This is a genomic window from Streptomyces sp. NPDC001530 (assembly GCF_042894545.1).
Lineage (GTDB): Bacteria > Actinomycetota > Actinomycetes > Streptomycetales > Streptomycetaceae > Streptomyces.
This window is the reverse complement of record NZ_JBIAVS010000001.1, coordinates 178,491-196,372: the sequence shown is the minus strand read 5'-3', so window position 1 is coordinate 196,372 and position 17,882 is coordinate 178,491. Positions and strand designations below refer to the sequence as shown.

The following is a 17,882-nucleotide window of genomic DNA, read 5'->3' as shown; positions in this document are numbered from 1 at the left end:
AACTCGCTCTGGAAGCCGAAGGGATGACGGCGTGACTGAACGAGAGAGCAACAAGAGGACCGTCCGGCGCAGGACGGTCCTCACCACGGCGCTGGGTGCCGTGCCCGTGGTCGCAGCGGGACAACTCGGCACCGGAGGCACCGCCTGGGCCGCACCCACCGCGGTGCGAACCGGCGTGTCGGGCCTGACCGTGGAGCACCGCACCAACCCGCTCGGAGTCGACGCGGCCAAGCCCCGTTTCGGCTGGCGCATGGCCTCCTCCGCCCGAGGCCGCCGGCAGACGGCGTACCAGATCCTGGTGGCCACCTCGCCCGAGCGCCTGACGCGCACCCGCGCGGACGTCTGGAACAGCGGCCGCGTCGCGTCGGCGGACTCGGTGGCCGTCCGCTACTCGGGCAGAGCCCTGCGCGCCTCGACCCGCTACTACTGGACCGTGGCGGTGTGGGACGAGGAGGGCCGCGTCACCGGCGGCGCCCCGACCGCCCACTTCGAGACCGGCCTCCTCAGCACCGACGGCGTGTCGGGCTGGGACGGCGCGAAGTGGATCAGCATGGCGGGCAAGGCCCCGAACAGCGCCGGCGCGCCGCTGCTCCGACGCCAGAGCGCGCTCAAGGGACGCGTGTGCGAGGCCAGGCTCTACATCTCGGCCCTGGGTGTGTACGACGCCTACGTCAACGGCCACCGGGTCGCGCTGCCGCAGGGCGAGGGCAGCACGTACGAGCTGCTCACCCCGGGCTGGACCAACTACGACTCCACCGTCAACTACATGTCGTACGACGTCACCCAACTGGTCGCGGGGGAGCGGCAGGTGACGCTGGCGGCGGTGCTCGGCAACGGCTGGTACAACTCCCGGATCAGCGAGGCGGCGACGGGCATCCCGGGCCTGGACGACAGCAAGTACTACGCGAAGGACGGCAACCCCCTCGCCCTGAAGGCCAAGCTGCTGATCCGGTACGACGACGGAACCGCCCAGAGCGTGGTCACCAGGCCCGGCGACGGATGGAAGGCCACCGACACCGGCCCGTACCGCGCCGACGACATCTACGACGGACAGACCTACGACGCCCGCAAGGAGCTGCCCGGCTGGTCGGCGAACGGCTTCGACGACTCCGGCTGGGCGGAGGTCGAGGAACACGGCTTCGGCACCAAGTTCCCCGACGCGAAGCTCGTCGCCTACCCCGGCGAGACCGCCCGGCTGATGGAGCAGTGGGACCGCCGCCCCGAGTCCGTCACCGTTTACAACCAGGTGGCCGGCGAGTCCACCAGCCCGAACGGCAGGGGCCACATCGTCGTCGACCCCGACCGCTCGGTCACCGACCCGAAGCAGGCGGCGAAGGCCGCGGTGACCCTGCACACCGGGGACACGGCGATATTCGATCTGGGACAGAACATGGTCGGCGTCCCCCGCTACACCCTGAAGGGCCCCGTCGGCGCCCAAGTCGTCCTCCGCTTCGGCGAGATGCTCAACGACGACAGCCAAGGCGCCGACGGGCCGAAGGGCTCCGTCTACCTGGCCAACCTGCGCACCGCCAAGGCCACCAGCACGTACACCCTCAAGGGCGCGAAGAACGGCGAGACCCACCAGGACTCGCTGACCTTCTACGGCTTCCGCTACGTCCAGGTGACGATCGCCACCCCGGACACCACCGTCACGGTTTCCGGCGTCACCGGAAAGGTCGCCACCTCCGCGATCCGCGACACCGGCACCGTGACGACCGACAACGCCCTGGTCAACCAGCTGTTCAGCAACGTCCGTTGGGGCCAGCGCGGCAACTACCTCTGGGTGCCCACCGACTGCCCGCAGCGCGACGAGCGCCAGGGCTGGACCGGCGACACCCAGGTGTTCTGCAACACCGGCCTCTACAACGGCGACGCGGTCAATTTCCTCAGCCACTTCCAGGACACCCTGATCGAGTCGCAGCAGACATACGGCGTCGACGGCGCCCAGTTCACCTGCATCGCGCCCGGCTCCCGGTTCGCCTTCCCCGCTCCCGAGAGCGGCTGGTCCGACGCGGGCGTCGTCGTGCCGTGGGCCGTCTGGCAGATGTCCGGCGACACCACCGTCATCGACCGCAGCTGGGCGGCCATGACCAAGTACATCGACTGGATCCACCGCACCTCGGGCGACTCCTACGCCGGTCAGGGCTCGGTCTTCGGGGACTGGCTGGCCTTCCAGAACACCAGCGCCCAGATGATGAGCGACGTCTACTACGGCTACTCCACCCGCCTCCTGGCGGACATGGGCCGCGCCACCGGCCGAGCCACCGAAGCCCGCGCCTACGACGAGCTGTTCGCGAACATCAAGCGGAAGTTCGTCGCCAAGTACCTCGGCACCGACTCCGCGGGCAAGCTCGTGCTCCGCTCCAGCCTCGGCAAGGCGTCCGAAGTGGGCGACGCCGCCCCCACCGAGGACAATTCCCAAACCGCGCTGCTGTGGGCACTGAAACTCGGTCTGTACGACACGGACGCACAGCGCCGTGAACTCCTGAAGCTCCTCGCGGAGAACATCGAGAACGGCCCGGCCTACAAGGCGGCCCACCCGGACAGCACCCGAGTGAAGTACGCGGAGAACACGCTCTCCGTGGGTTTCCTCGGGGTCAACGTCCTCGCCCCGGTGCTCACCGACCAGGGCCGCGCCGACCTGGCGTACCAGCTGCTCCACCAGGACGAGTTGCCCTCATGGCTGTTCTCGGTGACGAACGGCGCCACCACCGTCTGGGAGCGCTGGAACTCGTACTCGAAGAAGGACGGCTTCGGCCCGGTCGAGATGAACTCCTTCAACCACTACGCCTACGGCGCCATCGCCGAGTGGATGTACGAGGCCATGGCCGGCATCGCCAAGGACCCGGCCCACCCCGGGTTCAAGCACTTCTTCCTGCAGCCGCACATCGACCCCACCGGGAAGATCACGCGGGTGGCGGGCTCGCACGCCTCGCAAGACGGCGAGATCGTCAGCGAGTGGACGGTGAAGGGCCGGACCATGACCTACCGGGCGGTGGTTCCCGCCAACAGCGGCGCGACCCTGCGCATCCCCACCACCGACCCGTCCACCGTCCGTGAGAACCGGACACCGCTGGCCCAGGTGTCCGGCGTCGACTACCTGGGCTTCGAGAACGGAGTCGCCTCCTACCGGCTGCCCTCCGGTGGCTACGAGGTGACCTCGGCGCTCGGCTGACCGCTCACCAGCACCACCTCCAGGGTGCGCGGACCGTGCACCCCCTCGACCCGGTCCAGCTCGATGTCACTGGTCGCCGAAGGACCGGAGATCCAGGTCAACGGGCGGGTCGGGTCGAGGCGTTCGAGGGCCTGGGGCACGGAGGAGACGACCTGGTCGGGGACGCGGACCACACAGATGTGGTGGTCCGGGACCAGCGTGATGCGGCGGCGGCCCTGGTCGGGTCCGCCGTCCAGCACGATGGTGCCGGTCTCGGCAATGGCCACCGCACACGCCGTGATCACGCTGTCGACCTGGTCGAGTTCGCCCGCTGTGCTGTCGGTCCGGTCCGGGACACGCGTCACCTCGATCGCGGCCAGCCACTCCCCGTCGAGGCCCGGCGGCACGAGCACCGACGCCGAACCCCGCTCGGCGAGCAGCCCGGCGACCACGGCCGTCAGCCCGTCGGCGTCGCAGCGGTGCACGACCGCCCGATAGTCCGCCAGGTTCTCCGCGAGCAGATCCACCGTCTCCGCGACACTCCGGGCCCCGTGCTCGCGCAGATAACTCCGGTCAACGGCCTGCTCGTACGGCGTGTCGTTCTGTCGTACGTCCGCGATCGCACGCCGTACCCGGCCCAGGATCACATCCCTGCTGTTCACTTCGCCTCCCCGTCCTTTCCGCCCCGCGTACGCTGCCACCAGTCGCGGAACGGCTCCGCGGGCACCGACGGCAGATCACGGCTCGCGCTCCACGCCTTGCCCGGGCCCGGCAGCGTCCGTGGATGGAAGCGGCGTGTCCGCGACGCGAGCCGTTGGCCCGTCCGCAACGCGCCGGGGTGGCTGAACGCCCAGCGTGCCGCGCGCATCGCCGCCCGCTCGGCGGCATGTCCCTTGGCGGGCTTGAGGACGACCTTGTTGCCGTCCCGCGTCGCCGGGCCGCCCTCGGCGACCCTTTCCCGCAGATGGACGAGGACTTCGGGGATGTCGATGGCCACCGGGCAGACCTCGTAGCAGGCGCCGCACAGCGAGGAGGCGTACGGGAGCGAGGCGTCGATCTCGCTCTGCGTGCCCCGGAGTTGGGGGCTGAGGATGGCACCGATCGGGCCCGGGTAGACCGAGCCGTAGGCGTGGCCGCCCGCCCGCTCGTACACCGGGCAGACGTTGAGACACGCCGAGCAGCGGATACAGCGCAACGCCTGGCGGCCGACCTCGTCGGCGAGCGTGTCGGTGCGGCCGTTGTCGAGGAGGACCAGGTGGAAGGTCTGCGGTCCGTCCTCGTCCGTGGTGCCCGTCCAGGTCGAGGTGTACGGGTTCATGCGCTCGGCCGTCGAGGAGCGGGGGAGGGTCTGGAGGAAGACCTCCAGGTCCTGCCAGGTCGGCACGATCTTCTCGATGCCGACGACCGAGATCAGCGTCTCGGGGAGGGTGAGGCACATCCGGCCGTTGCCCTCGGACTCGACGACGACGAGGGTGCCGGTCTCGGCGACCATGAAGTTGGCGCCGGAGATGCCGACCTTGGCGCGCAGGAACTTCTCGCGCAGATGCAGACGGGCGGCCTCGGCCAGCTCGGCCGGCGTGTCGGTCAGGCCCTCGGGGGCCGGGCGGCCCCACTCGCTCATCTCACGGGCGAAGATGTCCCGGATCTCGCCGCGGTTGCGGTGGATCGCCGGGACGAGGATGTGGGAGGGCCGGTCCTTGCCCAACTGCACGATGAGTTCGGCGAGATCGGTCTCGTAGGCGTGGATGCCCTCCGCTTCGAGGGCTTCGTTGAGTCCGATCTCCTGTGTGGCCATCGACTTGACCTTGACGACCTCGCGCTCGCCGGTCATCTTGACCAGCTCCGCGACGATCCGGTTGGCCTCGTCGGCGTCGGCGGCCCAGTGCACGATGCCGCCGGCCGCGGCGATGGACTCCTCCAACTGCACCAGATACCGGTCGAGATGACGGAGCGTGTGGTCCTTGATCTGCTTGCCCGCCTCGCGCAGCGCCGCCCAGTCGGACACCTCCGCGACCGCCTTGGCGCGCTTGGAGCGGATGGTGTGGGTGGCGTGGCGCAGATTGCCGCGCAGGGTGGCATTGTGCACGGCCTCGTGCGCGGCCTGGGGGAAGGCCGGCATGCCGACGAAAGTGCCGCCGCTCATGCGCCCCGCTCCTCTCCACTGGTCCCGTTCATGCGTTCGGCTCCTCCACGGTGCGTCCGTTCATGCCGACGGCTCCTCTTCCGTGCTCGCCAGGATCTCCGCGATGTGCACCGGCCGCATGCCCGTGTTGAGCCGGGTCATCGTGCCGCCGATGTGCATCAGACAGGAGTTGTCGGCCGCGCACAGCACATCGGCGCCCGTCGACGTGGCGTTGCGCACCTTGTCGGCGCCCATCGCCGCGGAGACATCGGGGTTCTTGACGGCGAAGGTGCCGCCGAAGCCACAGCACTCGTCGGCACCGGGCAGCTCGCGCAGCTCAAGTCCCTTGACGGCCTGGAGCAGTCGGCGCGGCCGGTCGCCCAGGCCCAGGCTGCGCAGGCCGTGACAGGTGGGGTGGTAGGTCACCGTGTGCGGGTAGTACGCGCCGACGTCCGTCACACCGAGCACGTCGACGAGGAACTCCGTCAGCTCGTACGTCTTGGGCACGACCGGGGCGAGCGTGGCCGCGAGGGAGTCCCCGCGGCCCTCGGCACGCGCCCGCTCACCCATCCGCGGATACAGCTCCCGCACCATCGCCCCGCACGACCCGGACGGCGTCACGATCGCCTCGTACTCCCCGAAAACATCGGAGAAATGCCGGGCGAGCGGCTCGGCCTGATGGCGGTACCCGGTGTTGTAGTGCGCCTGCCCGCAGCACGTCTGGCCCATCGGGAAGTCGACGTCGACGCCCAGCCTGGTCAGCAGTTTCACCACAGCGCGGCCGGTGTCCGGATAGAGCGTGTCGTTGACACAGGTCAGGAACAGGGCGACACGCATCGCAGCTCCTTGGGATCGATCATCGGATGAGTGCAGAGTACGCGGCGGGCGAGCACCAGGGGAGTACCCGCTCACGGCCGGGTGAGCCGGTACTCCGCGGCGCGCCAGGCCGCCGCGTCTCCCCGGGGCTCGTAGCGCCGCAACGGCTGGGTACGGGCGAGGAGTCGCCGCATCGACGCGCGGTCGCCGACCAGCCCGTGGGCCCGCGCCTGGACGAGGACGTTGCCCAGCGCCGCCGCCTCCGCGGGGCCCGCCACGACCGGCAGGCCGCAGGCGTCGGCGGTGAGCTGGCACAGCAGGGCGTTGCGGGTGCCGCCGCCGACGATGTGCACGACGTCGACCGGGTGGTCGGCGAGGGACTGGGCCTGGGCGAGCGCCCGGCGATGGGCGAGCGCGAGGGAGTCGAGGATGCAGCGCGTCACCTCGGCGGGGGACTCGGGCACCGGCTGCCCCGACTCCCGGCAGGCGTCGGCGATGCGGGACGCCATCCGGCCCGGCGCCAGGAACGCCGCGTCGCCCGCGTCCACCACGCACCGCAGCGGCGCCACCTCGGCGGCGGCCGACAGGAGCTCCCCCAGGTCGGGGTGCCCCCAGTCCCGTATGCACTCCTGGAGCAGCCACAGTCCCATGATGTTGCGCAGATAGCGGACCGTGCCGTCCAGCCCCAGTTCATTGGTGAAGTTGGCCGCCCGGCTCGCCTCGGTGAGCACGGGCGCGTCCAGCTCCAGGCCCGCCAGCGACCAGGTGCCGGTGCAGATGTACGCGAACCGCTCCCCGGTGGCGGGGACGGCGGCGACCGCCGAGGCGGTGTCGTGCGAACCGACCGTGGTCACCGGGACCGGGCCGGTCAGCCCGGTCTCCTCCAGGACGTGCGGCTGGAGGAGACCGGCTGGGTCGCCGGGCTGCCGCAGCGGCGCGAACAGCCTCAGGTCGATGCCGAGCCGCTCCGCGATGTCGTACGACCAGTCCCGGGTGCGCGGGTCGATCAGCTGGGTGGTCGACGCGTTGGTGATCTCGGTGCCCGTCTCGCCGGTGAGCCAGTACGTCAGCAGGTCCGGGATGAGCAACAGGCGCTCGGCGGAGGCGAGTTGATGCGTGGAGCGGGCCGCCGTCAGCTGGTACAGGGTGTTGAAGGGCGCGTACTGGAGCCCGGTCGCCGCGTACAGATCGGCGGCGGGCACGGTCGCCCACACCTTCTCCGCGACGCCCTCCGTGCGGGCGTCGCGGTAGTGCACCGGGTTGCCGAGCAGCGCTCCGTCCGCGTCCAGCAGGCCGTAGTCCACGGCCCAGCTGTCGATGCCGACCGAGTCGACCTGCCCGGCCGCACGCAGGCCGTCGAGGACGCCCGCGTACAGCGCGAGGATGTCCCAGCGCAGCCCCTCGGGGACCCGGACCGGCCGGTTCGGGAAGCGGTGTGCCTCCGTGAGGTCCAGCGAGTCGGGTCCTACGCGGCCGACCATGACGCGCCCGCTGGACGCGCCGAGGTCGACCGCGGCGTACGCGTGCCCAGACGTCACGGCTGTGGTCGCCGTCATCGCAGGAACGCGGCGGCGACGCCGGCGTCGACCGGGACGTGCAGTCCCGTGGTGTGCGTCAGGTCCCCGCCCGTCAGCGCGAACACCGCGTTCGCGACGTGCTCCGGCAGCACCTCCCGCTTCAGGATCGTCCGCTGGGCGTAGAACTCGCCGAGCTTCTCCTCCTCGATGCCGTACGTCGCCGCCCGCTGCGCGCCCCAGCCGCCCGCGAAGATCCCCGAGCCGCGCACGACGCCGTCGGGGTTGACGCCGTTGACCCGGATCCCGTGCTCGCCCAACTCGGCGGCCAGCAGACGGACTTGGTGGGCCTGGTCGGCCTTGGTCGCGGAGTACGCGATGTTGTTGGGACCGGCGAAGACCGCGTTCTTGGAGGCGATGTAGACCACGTCACCGCCCAGCCCCTGCGCGATCATCACCCGGGCCGCCTCGCGCGAGACGAGGAAGGAGCCGCGGGCCATGATGTCGTGCTGGAGGTCCCAGTCGCGGACCGAGGTCTCCAGCAGGGGCTTGGAGATGGAGATACCGGCGTTGTTGACCACCAGGTCCACCCCGCCGAAGGCCAGTACCGCCGCCTTGAACGCCTCGGCGATCTGCTCCTCGGACGTCACGTCGACGGTGACGGCGACGGCCTTGTCGGGGCCGCCCAGCGCCGCGGCGACGTCCGCGGCGTTCTCCGCGTTGAGGTCCGCGACCACCACGCACGCGCCCTCGGCCGCCAGCCGGTGCGCGATCGCCTTGCCGATGCCGCTGCCCGCACCCGTCACCAGCGCCACCCGCGTCGCGAGCGGCTTGGGCTTGGGCATCCTCTGGAGCTTGGCCTCCTCCAGGGCCCAGTACTCGATGCGGAACTTCTCCGACTCCTCGATCGGCGCGTACGTCGAGACGGCCTCGGCACCGCGCATCACGTTGATGGCGTTGACGTAGAACTCGCCCGCCACCCGCGCCGTCTGCTTGTCCTTGCCGAAGGAGAACATGCCGACACCGGGCACGAGCACGATCGCGGGGTCCGCGCCGCGCATCGCGGGGGAGTCGGGCAGGGCGTGCCGCTCGTAGTAGGCGGCGTACTCCTCGCGGTACGCGGCGTGCAGCTCCTTGAGACGCGCGATCGTGTCGTCGACGGAGGCGGTCGGCGGCAGATCGAGGACGAGCGGCCGGACCTTCGTCCGCAGGAAGTGATCCGGGCACGAGGTGCCGAGCGCGGCGAGCCGCGGGTGCTCGGCGCGGGCAAGGAAGTCCAGGACGACATCGGAGTCGGTGAAGTGGCCGACCTGCGGGCGGTCCTGGGAGGCGATGGCCCGGATGTACGGCGCCAGTGCCGCCGCCCGCTCCCGGCGGTCCGCCTCGGACAGGGCCTCGTACCCCTCGACGACCGGCCCGAACGGCTCCGCCTTCCCACGCTCGGCGAGGAAGGCCTCGGCGGTGCGGATCATGTGCAGCGAGTTGCGCTCGCACTCCTCGGCGGTGGCGCCCCACGCGGTGATGCCGTGCCCGCCGAGGATGCAGCCGATCGCCTGCGGGTTGGCCTCCTTGACCGCCGCGATGTCCAGGCCGAGCTGGAAACCGGGCCGGCGCCACGGCACCCACACCACGCTGTCGCCGAAGCACTCGGCGGTCAGCTTTTCCCCGTCGGCCGCGCAGGCCAGCGCGATCCCGGAGTCGGGGTGGAGGTGATCGACGTGCGGCGCGTCCACCAGACCGTGCATCGCGGTGTCGATGGACGGGGCCGCGCCGCCCTTGCCATGCAGGCAGTAGTCGAACGCGGCGACCATCTCGTCCTCGCGCTCGACACCCGGGTACACCTCCGTGAGCGCACGCAGCCGGTCCAGCCGCAACACCGCGAGCCCGGCCTCGGTGAGCGTCCCGAGGTCACCACCGGACCCCTTGACCCACATCAGCTCGACATCACCTCCGGTCACAGGATCGGTGTCGGTGCCCTTCGCGGAGGCGTTGCCGCCCGCGTAGTTGGTGTTGCGGGGGTCGGCGCCGAGCCGGTGGGAGCGGGCGAGCAGAGCCGCGGCTTCGGGATGGGGTGCCATGTTCCTAGTCCTTAAGAAGAGTGTGTACGTGTGAGGGGCTCAAGGGGGGAGCGCCCCTTGTTTAGGGGCGCGGGGAAACGCGCGACCAGCCCACTACGGCCCGCAGTCTGCATCCGGCCGAACCCGGCAGACGAGACTCAGCCATCACGCCCCCCAACCCGCCTGCTGCCCACCAACCCGCTCCGCGGCGATCCGATCCGCGTAGCCGGACCGGTGATACGCGGCGACGGGATCGGAATCGAGCCCGAGCTCGGAGCGCACCTCCGCCAGCAGCGGACGCACGTCCGTGTTGTACGCATCCATGAGCACCGCGTTCGCGGCGAGCACGTCGCCGGACCGCTGGGCCTCGGCGAGCGCGGACCGATCGACGAGGAGAGCCTTCGCCGTGGCCTCCTGGACGTTCATGACCGAACGAATAATCGCCGGGATCTTCGCCTCGATGTTGTGGCACTGGTCGAGCATGAACGCCACGTCCGGCGTGAACCCACCGCCGCGGATCACCTCGTACATGATCCGGAACAGCTGGAAGGGGTCGGCCGCACCCACCATCAGGTCGTCATCGGCGTAGAAGCGGGAGTTGAAGTCGAAGCCGCCGAGCTTCCGCTCGCGCAGCAGCGTGGCGACGATGAACTCGATGTTGGTGCCGGGGGCGTGGTGCCCGGTGTCCACGACGACCTGCGCCTTGGGGCCGAGCTTGAGGCAGTGCGCGTACGCCGTGCCCCAGTCGGGGACGTCCGTCGTGTAGAAGGCGGGCTCGAAGAACTTGTACTCCAGCAGCATCCGCTGGTCGTCGCCGAGCCGCTCGTACACGAGGGCCAGGCCCTCGGCGAGCCGGTCCTGGCGCTCGCGGATGTCGTCCTGACCGGGATAGTTCGTGCCGTCGGCGAACCAGAGCTTCAGGTCCTTGGAACCCGTCGCGTCCATGATGTCGACGCACTCGAGCAAGTGATCAAGAGCCTTGCGGCGCACCGCCGCGTCCGGGTGGCAGATGGAGCCGAGTTTGTAATCGTCGTCCTGGAAGGTATTGGAGTTGATCGTGCCCAGCTTCAGGCCGCGCTCCTCGGCGTACTTGGCGAGCGCCGCGTAGTCGTCGACCTTGTCCCAGGGGATGTGCAGCGCGACGGTCGGCGCGGCGCCCGTGTACTCGTGCACCTTCGCGGCGTCGTCGAGCTTCTCCTGAGGTGTGCGCGGCACTCCGGGCTGCGCGAACACCTTGAATCGGGTCCCCGAATTCCCGTACGCCCATGACGGCGTCTCGACGGCCTGGGTCTTGAGCGCGGTCTTCACCGCGGCGAGCTCGGTCACTTCGGGGCTCCTACGACTTCGGGTCTGACGTCTGTGAAGACTTCTGAAGGCTGCTGTTCTGCGGAGTGCTGCGCAGAGCGGTCTGAAACGATTCAGGAGCCGAAGCTATGAGCCCCCCGAAGGGCTGTCAACCCCTGCGGCGCAAGCCGTTGGCCGTGACTCTGTTGTGACCTTTGTTCCTCGAAAAATTTCGACAGGAACCCATTGACGTGACCTGGGTGACATGCCTAACGTCCCGGCAACCCAATTGAAACCTTTCACGACGCTGTGGGGCCGTCCCGCCGACGTCGTCGAGGAGCCCTCATGACCCACCCGTCCGATACGGGTCCGGCCCCCGTGCTGGCGCTCAAGGACATCTCGAAGTCCTTCGGCGCCGTACGAGCCCTGCGGGACGTGTCCCTGGAACTGTTTCCCGGCGAAGTGCACGCGCTCGCCGGAGAGAACGGCGCGGGCAAGTCGACCCTCATCAAGACGCTCGCCGGCGTGCACCGACCGGACGCCGGTCAGGTGCTGCTGGACGGCGCACCCACCGTCTTCCACGGTCCCGCCGATGCCCGCGACGCGGGCATCGCGGTGATCTACCAGGAGCCCACGCTCTTCCCCGACCTGTCGATCGCCGAGAACATCTTCATGGGCCGCCAGCCCCGCCGCGCGCTCGGCCGCATCGACCACAGGGCCACGCACGCCGCGACCCTGGCCCTGATGAAGCGTCTCGGCGTCGAACTCGACCCCGACCGCCCCGCACGCGGCCTGTCCATCGCCGACCAGCAGATCGTCGAGATCGCCAAGGCGCTCTCCTTCGACGCCCGCGTCCTGATCATGGACGAGCCGACCGCCGCCCTGACCGGCAGCGAGGTGGCCCGCCTCTTCGGTGTCGTCCGCACCCTGCGCGAGCAGGGCTCGGCGGTGCTGTTCATCTCGCACCGCCTGGAGGAGATCTTCCGCATCTGCCAGCGGGTCACAACCCTGCGCGACGGCGCCTGGATCTCCAGCGAACCGCTGGACGGCATGACCGAGGACGACCTGGTACGCCGGATGGTCGGCCGCGACCTCGACGAGCTCTACCCCAAGCAGGACGTCGAGGCGGGCGAGGTGGCGCTGAGCGTGCGCCGACTGACCCGCGAGGGCGTCTTCACCGACGTCTCCTTCGACGTCCGGCGCGGCGAGATCGTCGGCCTCGCCGGACTGGTCGGCGCGGGGCGTACGGAGGTGGCACGGGCCGTCTTCGGCGTCGACCGCTGGGACGCCGGTGAGGTCGAGGTCGACGGCAGGACCCTGACGAACGGAGCGCCCTCCACGGCCATGGCCGCCGGGCTCGCCCTGGTCCCCGAGGACCGGCGCGCCCAGGGCCTGGTGATGGACATGTCCATCGAGCGCAACATCGGCCTGACCGGGCTGCGTACGACGGTCAGGGCGGGCCTGATGGACCGCGGCGCCGAGCGCAGCCGCTCCCTCGACTGGGCGGTCAAGCTCCAGGTGAAGTACGCCCGGATCGCCGACACCGTCTCCACGCTCTCCGGCGGCAACCAGCAGAAGGTCGTCCTCGCCAAGTGGCTCGCCACCGGCCCCAAGGTGCTGATCGTCGACGAGCCCACCCGAGGCATCGACGTCGGTACGAAGGCCGAAGTGCACCGGCTGCTCAGCGAGTTGGCCGCCGACGGGGTCGCCGTCCTGATGATCTCCTCCGACCTGCCCGAGATCCTCGGCATGGCCGACCGCGTGCTGGTGATGCACGAGGGCCGGCTCACCGCCGAGATCCCCCGCTCCGAAGCCACCGAGGAAACGGTGATGGCCGCAGCCACCGGGAGGGCCGCCGCATGACGACGACACACGCGGAGGGCCGCCGCATGACGACGACTACCACTGAGAGGGCCGCCGCATGACGGTGACCGCACCCAACCCCGCCCCCGCCGCCGAGGTGCCCAAGTCCAGCGGCACCCGGCTGGTGGACCGCGTCTTCAAGATGCGTGAACTCGCCATCCTGGCCGTCTTCCTGGTGATGATCGCCATCACCCAGATGGGCAACAGCGAGTTCCTGTCCGAGCAGGGCATCAAGGACCTGCTGCTGAACGCGACCATCCTGGTGCTGGTCGCCACCGGCCAGTCGCTGGTCGTGATCACCCGAAACGTCGACCTGTCGGTCGGCTCGACGCTGGGCATCAGCGCCTTCGCGGCCGGCACCTATCTGCAGGGCGGCGGAAACCCCGTCGTCGCCGTGTTCCTCGCGGTCCTGCTCGGCATCGGCTGCGGCCTGGTCAACGGACTGCTCGTCAGCCTCGGCCAGGTGCCCGCGCTCGTCGTCACCCTCGGCACGCTCTACATCATTCGCGGCATCGACTCCATCTGGGTCGGCTCCCGGCAGATCACCGCGGCCGACCTGCCCGGCAGCTTCGTCGACTTCGGCTCCGGCGGCATCTCGGCGGTGCCGTACCTCGCGCTGATCGCGCTGGCGGTGCTGGTGGTCACCGCGTACTACCTCAAGCACTTCGGCAGCGGACGCGAGCTGTACGCGCTGGGCTCCAACCCGGGGGCCGCACGGCTCGCCGGCATCCCCGTCCGCAAGCGGATCCTGACCGCGTACATCGTCTGCGGAGGCCTCGCGGGGCTCGCGGGCGCCCTGTACCTCGCCCGGTTCGGCAACGTCGACTCCGGCACCAGCACCGGCTATGAACTGACCGTCGTCAGCGCGGTCGTGGTCGGCGGTGTCGTCTTCACCGGCGGCTCCGGCAGTGTCTACGGCGCCGCGCTCGGCGCGCTGCTGCTCACCTCCATCAACAGCGTGCTGCCCGCCCTCGGCGTCAGCTCCGTCTGGGTGCTCGCCATCAACGGCATCCTGCTCATCCTCGCCATCGCGGTCGACCGGGTCGTCGCGCTGCGCGTGGCCTCCGCCCTGAAGAAGAGGAACGCCCGCCATGGCTGACTCGCCCCTCGCGCGCGCCGTCCGCTGGGACACGGTCGTCGGCGCCCTCCTCATCGTCCTGCTGCTGTTCTCCTTCGGGTTCGTGGACGGGTTCGGCAACGCCCTCAACCTGTCGTTCCTGATCGGCAACACCCTGCCGATCGCGCTGATCGCCCTGCCGATGACGTTGCTCGTGGTGGCCGGGGAGATCGACCTCTCGGTCGCGTCCACGGCCGGGCTGTCCGGCTCGGTGATGGGCGCCCTGTGGAACCAGGGCATGTCGATCGAGACGATCATCCCGCTGTGCCTGCTGCTCGGCGTGGTGTGCGGGCTGGTCAACGGCCTGCTGGTGACTCGGCTGGGGCTGCCGTCCCTCGCCGTCACCATCGGTACGCTCGCCGCCTACCGGGGCATCGCGCAGATCGTGCTCGGCTCGGACGCGGTGACCGACTTCCCCACCCAGTACCTGGACTTCGCGGCCGGACGCATCGGGAACACCTTCATCCCGCAGGCCTTCCTGCCGTTCCTGGTGCTGCTGGCCATCGCCGTGGTCGTCCTGCACGCCACCCCGTTCGGACGCTCGGCGTTCGCGATCGGCGCCAACGAGGAGGCCGCGCGGTTCGCCGGCATCCGCGTCAAGCGGCAGAAGCTGATCCTGTTCGTTGCCACCGGCTTCATGGCCTCCCTGACCGGCGTCTTCTGGGCCCTGCACTACGCCAGCGCCCGCTACGACAACGCCACCGGACTCGAACTCTCCGTCGTCGCGGCCGTCCTCCTCGGCGGCATCGACTTCGACGGCGGCAAGGGCACGCTCGGCGGCGCGATCGCGGGAGTCTTCCTGCTCGGCGCGCTGCAGAACGTGATGAGCCTCCTGAATGTCTCCGCGCAGTCGCAGATCGTCGTCACCGGCGTACTGCTCGTCGTCTCCGTGCTCGGCCCCCGGGTGGCACGGCAGATCTCCGTAGCGAGGGCGGGCCGCAGAGCCGCCTCGACTCCGACCTTGTAGCTCCCACCCGGGCCGCCCTGTAACCCCTCCGCTCACCCTCGTAAAGGAACAACGCCATGCGCAAGTCCTCGATCCGCCGCACAGCTGCGGCGCTCGCCGCCGTCACCTCGCTCGCCCTGGCCGCCACCGCCTGCGGCGGCACCACCAAGAACGACGTCAAGGACTCGGGCGGCTCGAACGCCGCCGCCGGCAAGGCCGACCCCAACGCGGCCACCAAGAAGGGCCTGACCGTCGGCTTCCTGCCCAAGCAGGTCAACAACCCGTACTTCACCTCCGCCGACAAGGGCGGCGAGAAGGCCCTGACGGAGCTGGGCTCCAAGTACAAGGAGGTCGGCCCCAGCAGCGCCACCGACACCTCCGGACAGGTCAGTTACGTCAACACCCTCACCCAGCAGCAGGTCAACGCCATGGCGGTGTCGGCGCAGGACCCGGGCGCCCTGTGCACCGCGCTCAAGCAGGCCATGACGAACAAGATCAAGGTCGTCACCTACGACTCCGACACCAAGGCCGACTGCCGCAACGCCTTCGTCTCGCAGGCCAGCGCCGAGGACCTGGGCCGCACCGAGGTGCAGTTGCTCGCCGAGCAGATCGGCTACAAGGGCGAGATCGCGATCCTGTCCGCGGCGCAGACCGCGACGAACCAGAACACCTGGATCGACTTCATGAAGGACGAGCTGAAGGACCCCAAGTACAAGAACATCAAGCTGGTGAAGGTCGCGTACGGCAACGACGACGCCCAGCAGTCCTTCCAGCAGACCCAGGGCCTCCTCCAGGAGCACCCGAAGCTGGCCGGGATCATCTCCCCGACCACCGTCGGCATCAAGGCCGCGGCCGGGTACCTGTCCAGCTCCAAGTACAAGGGCAAGGTCAAGCTGACCGGCCTCGGCACCCCCAACGACATGCGCAAGTACGTCAAGAACGGCACCGTCGAGGCCTTCGAGCTGTGGGACCCGGCGAAGCTCGGCGAGCTGGCCGCGCGGACCGCCGTGGCGCTCTCCTCCGGGCAGATCACCGGCAAGGAGGGCGAGACCTTCAAGGCCGGTGACATGGGCTCCTTCACCATCGGCAAGGACGGCGTGATCAACCTGGGCAAGCCGACCGTGTTCAACGCGAAGAACATCGACCAGTTCAACTTCTAGTAGTTCAGCTTCTAGTAGTTCGACTTCTCGTAGTTCAACTTCTCGTACAGGAGCGGTACTTCATGCAGCGCGTCTGTTTCCTCCTCAAGGTCCGTGAGGACCGGATCGCCGAGTACCGCGAACGCCACGCCGCCGTGTGGCCGGAGATGCTCGAAGCGCTCTCGGCCACCGGCTGGCACAACTACTCGCTCTTCCTTCGCGACGACGGTCTGCTCGTCGGCTACCTGGAGACCGAGGACTTCGAGGCTGCCCTGGCCGGTATGGAAGCGGCCGAGGTCAACGCCCGCTGGCAGGCCGAGATGGCGCCGTTCTTCGAGTCCCTCGACGGAGCCCGTCCCGACGAGGCCATGAAACCGCTCACCGAAGTGTTCCACCTCGCCTGACACCGCCCGACAAGGGAGTCCCCCGAGATGAGACGACGCACGCTGCTGGCCGCCACCCTCCTGGGGGCCGTGGGCACCCCCGCCCTCGCCGCCGGCACCGCACGGGCGGCCGACCCCGGCCCCTCGGTCACCCAGACCGGCAGCACCACGCTCGACAGTCAGGCCATCTTCTTCGTCTCCTACGACGGCCTGGTCAACAACAACTCGTTCCAGAAGAACGGTCTGCTGACCTACAAGGGCTACCAGTACGCCGTCTGGTACACCGCCGACCGCAACGCCGTCGTCGGCCGCCGCGTGCTGGGCGGCAGCACCTGGTCGACGGCCCAGGTCGGCCACACGCTCAAGACCAGCGACTCCCACAACGTCATCTCCATGGGCGTCTCCAAGACCGACGGCCGACTGCACCTCAACATGGACTCCCACAGCGACGGTTTCACCTACGTCAAGTCGGTGGCCGGTCTCCTGGACAACCCCTCCGGCCTGAGCTGGACCGCGAGCCGCTTCGGCGCCCCGCAGTCCACCCTGGACGGGCTCGCGCTCACCTCGCAGTTCACCTACCCCCAGTTCATCTCGACGCCCGAGGGCAAGCTCCAGCTCAGCTATCGCGTCGGGATCTCCGGGAACGGGCGCAACGCCCTCGCCGAGTACGACGGCACGTCGTGGACCAGCGTCGGCGAGTGGAGCAGCTCCACCGGCACCTACACCAGCGCGCACGGCGCCAGCACGGCCCGCAACATGTATCTGCACGGCATCGACTACGACAAGAACGGCCGTCTGCACTCCTTCTTCACCTGGCGCGAGCAGAACGGCGCCGTGATGTGCAACAGCGGCGGCATCACCAACCACGACACCGGTTACGTCTACTCCGACGACCGCGCCCGCACCTGGCGCAACAACGCCGGTACCGTCGTCGGCACCACCGGCGGCTCGGACAAGGTCGCGGTCACCGACAGTGGGCTCGTCGTCGACCCGCTCAACCCCGACCACTCCCTGATGAACCAGGAGAGCCAGGCCACCGACTCCACCGGCCTGCCGCACGCGATCATCAGCTATGTGCCCGGCCGCTTCGGCCAGTGCACCACCAACTACGTCACCGACCGGACGACCAACGGCCGCGCCTTCCACGTCCGCAAGAACGCCTCGGGCACCTGGACCAAGACCGAGATCCCGATCGCCCTGAACTCCAGCCAGCGCACCAAGCTGGTCCTCGACAAGTACGACAACGCCTACGCGATCCTGCCCTTCGGCCGCATCGCCGGCGCCTCGAAGTCCTCGGGGTACACCGACTGGAAGCTCCTGTACGACGGCAGCGGCCTGAATGCCTTCGGCGAGGTCGTGATCGACGAGATGCGCGTCTCGCAGGATGGAATCCTGTCGTTCATGTACCAGGAGAAGTCCAGCGGCACGACCCCCTCGCCGCTGCATGTCATCGATTTCCGGCTGCCCTCGTGAGCATCGTTACCGGC

At 69.5% G+C, this 17,882-nt stretch carries 13 protein-coding genes; 7 read left to right on the top strand and 6 right to left on the bottom strand.

Features of this window, described 5'->3' with window-relative positions:
• The first annotated feature begins 31 nt into the window (after positions 1 to 31).
• Positions 32 to 3,175, top strand: a complete 3,144-nt coding sequence (locus tag ACFY0T_RS00925; protein WP_388863489.1) for a family 78 glycoside hydrolase catalytic domain — start codon at positions 32 to 34, stop codon at positions 3,173 to 3,175.
• On the opposite strand, the gene ACFY0T_RS00920 is transcribed toward ACFY0T_RS00925, so the two are convergent.
• From ACFY0T_RS00920 to rhaI, 6 genes are all read right to left on the bottom strand, one after another.
• A complete protein-coding gene (locus ACFY0T_RS00920; protein ID WP_388863487.1) occupies positions 3,148 to 3,816 on the bottom strand; it encodes a lactate utilization protein C in 669 nt (222 codons plus the stop codon). The two genes, ACFY0T_RS00925 and ACFY0T_RS00920, sit on opposite strands and share 28 nt — an antisense overlap.
• Positions 3,813 to 5,297: a LutB/LldF family L-lactate oxidation iron-sulfur protein gene (locus ACFY0T_RS00915; protein WP_388863485.1), complete on the bottom strand. Its 1,485-nt coding sequence runs from the start codon at positions 5,295 to 5,297 to the stop codon at positions 3,813 to 3,815. The genes ACFY0T_RS00920 and ACFY0T_RS00915 overlap by 4 nt, the downstream gene beginning before the upstream one ends.
• Before the next feature lie 60 nt (positions 5,298 to 5,357).
• Positions 5,358 to 6,113 (bottom strand): (Fe-S)-binding protein, encoded by a 756-nt coding sequence (locus tag ACFY0T_RS00910; protein ID WP_388863483.1) that lies wholly within the window; start codon positions 6,111 to 6,113, stop codon positions 5,358 to 5,360.
• A gap of 71 nt (positions 6,114 to 6,184) precedes the next feature.
• The gene (locus ACFY0T_RS00905) at positions 6,185 to 7,648 is read right to left on the bottom strand and encodes a rhamnulokinase family protein (protein ID WP_388863481.1); all 1,464 of its coding nucleotides are present in this window, start codon (positions 7,646 to 7,648) and stop codon (positions 6,185 to 6,187) included.
• On the bottom strand, positions 7,645 to 9,684 hold the full coding sequence (locus ACFY0T_RS00900; protein WP_388863479.1) for a bifunctional aldolase/short-chain dehydrogenase: 2,040 nt from the start codon (positions 9,682 to 9,684) through the stop codon (positions 7,645 to 7,647). Before ACFY0T_RS00900 ends, ACFY0T_RS00905 begins: the two co-directional genes overlap by 4 nt.
• 144 nt (positions 9,685 to 9,828) lie before the next feature.
• Positions 9,829 to 10,989, bottom strand: a complete 1,161-nt coding sequence (rhaI, locus tag ACFY0T_RS00895) for an L-rhamnose isomerase (protein ID WP_388863477.1) — start codon at positions 10,987 to 10,989, stop codon at positions 9,829 to 9,831.
• Between the two features lie 303 nt (positions 10,990 to 11,292).
• On the opposite strand from rhaI, the gene ACFY0T_RS00890 reads away from it, so the two are divergent.
• The 6 genes from ACFY0T_RS00890 (at position 11,293) to ACFY0T_RS00865 (ending at position 17,868) form a co-directional block, all read left to right on the top strand.
• Positions 11,293 to 12,810, top strand: a complete 1,518-nt coding sequence (locus ACFY0T_RS00890; protein WP_388863475.1) for a sugar ABC transporter ATP-binding protein — start codon at positions 11,293 to 11,295, stop codon at positions 12,808 to 12,810.
• Positions 12,811 to 12,868: 58 nt separating this feature from the next.
• Positions 12,869 to 13,909 carry an ABC transporter permease gene (locus ACFY0T_RS00885; RefSeq protein ID WP_388863473.1) on the top strand — a complete coding sequence of 347 codons (1,041 nt, stop codon included), beginning with the start codon at positions 12,869 to 12,871 and terminating at the stop codon, positions 13,907 to 13,909.
• A complete protein-coding gene (locus ACFY0T_RS00880; RefSeq protein WP_388863471.1) occupies positions 13,902 to 14,894 on the top strand; it encodes an ABC transporter permease in 993 nt (330 codons plus the stop codon). Before ACFY0T_RS00885 ends, ACFY0T_RS00880 begins: the two co-directional genes overlap by 8 nt.
• Positions 14,895 to 14,950: 56 nt before the next feature.
• Complete coding sequence (gene rhaS / locus ACFY0T_RS00875) at positions 14,951 to 16,033, top strand: rhamnose ABC transporter substrate-binding protein (protein ID WP_388863469.1); 1,083 nt, start codon at positions 14,951 to 14,953, stop codon at positions 16,031 to 16,033.
• A gap of 62 nt (positions 16,034 to 16,095) precedes the next feature.
• A complete protein-coding gene (locus tag ACFY0T_RS00870) occupies positions 16,096 to 16,416 on the top strand; it encodes an L-rhamnose mutarotase (RefSeq protein ID WP_388863467.1) in 321 nt (106 codons plus the stop codon).
• A gap of 27 nt (positions 16,417 to 16,443) precedes the next feature.
• A complete protein-coding gene (locus ACFY0T_RS00865; protein ID WP_388863465.1) occupies positions 16,444 to 17,868 on the top strand; it encodes a BNR repeat-containing protein in 1,425 nt (474 codons plus the stop codon).
• The last annotated feature ends 14 nt before the right edge of the window (positions 17,869 to 17,882 follow it).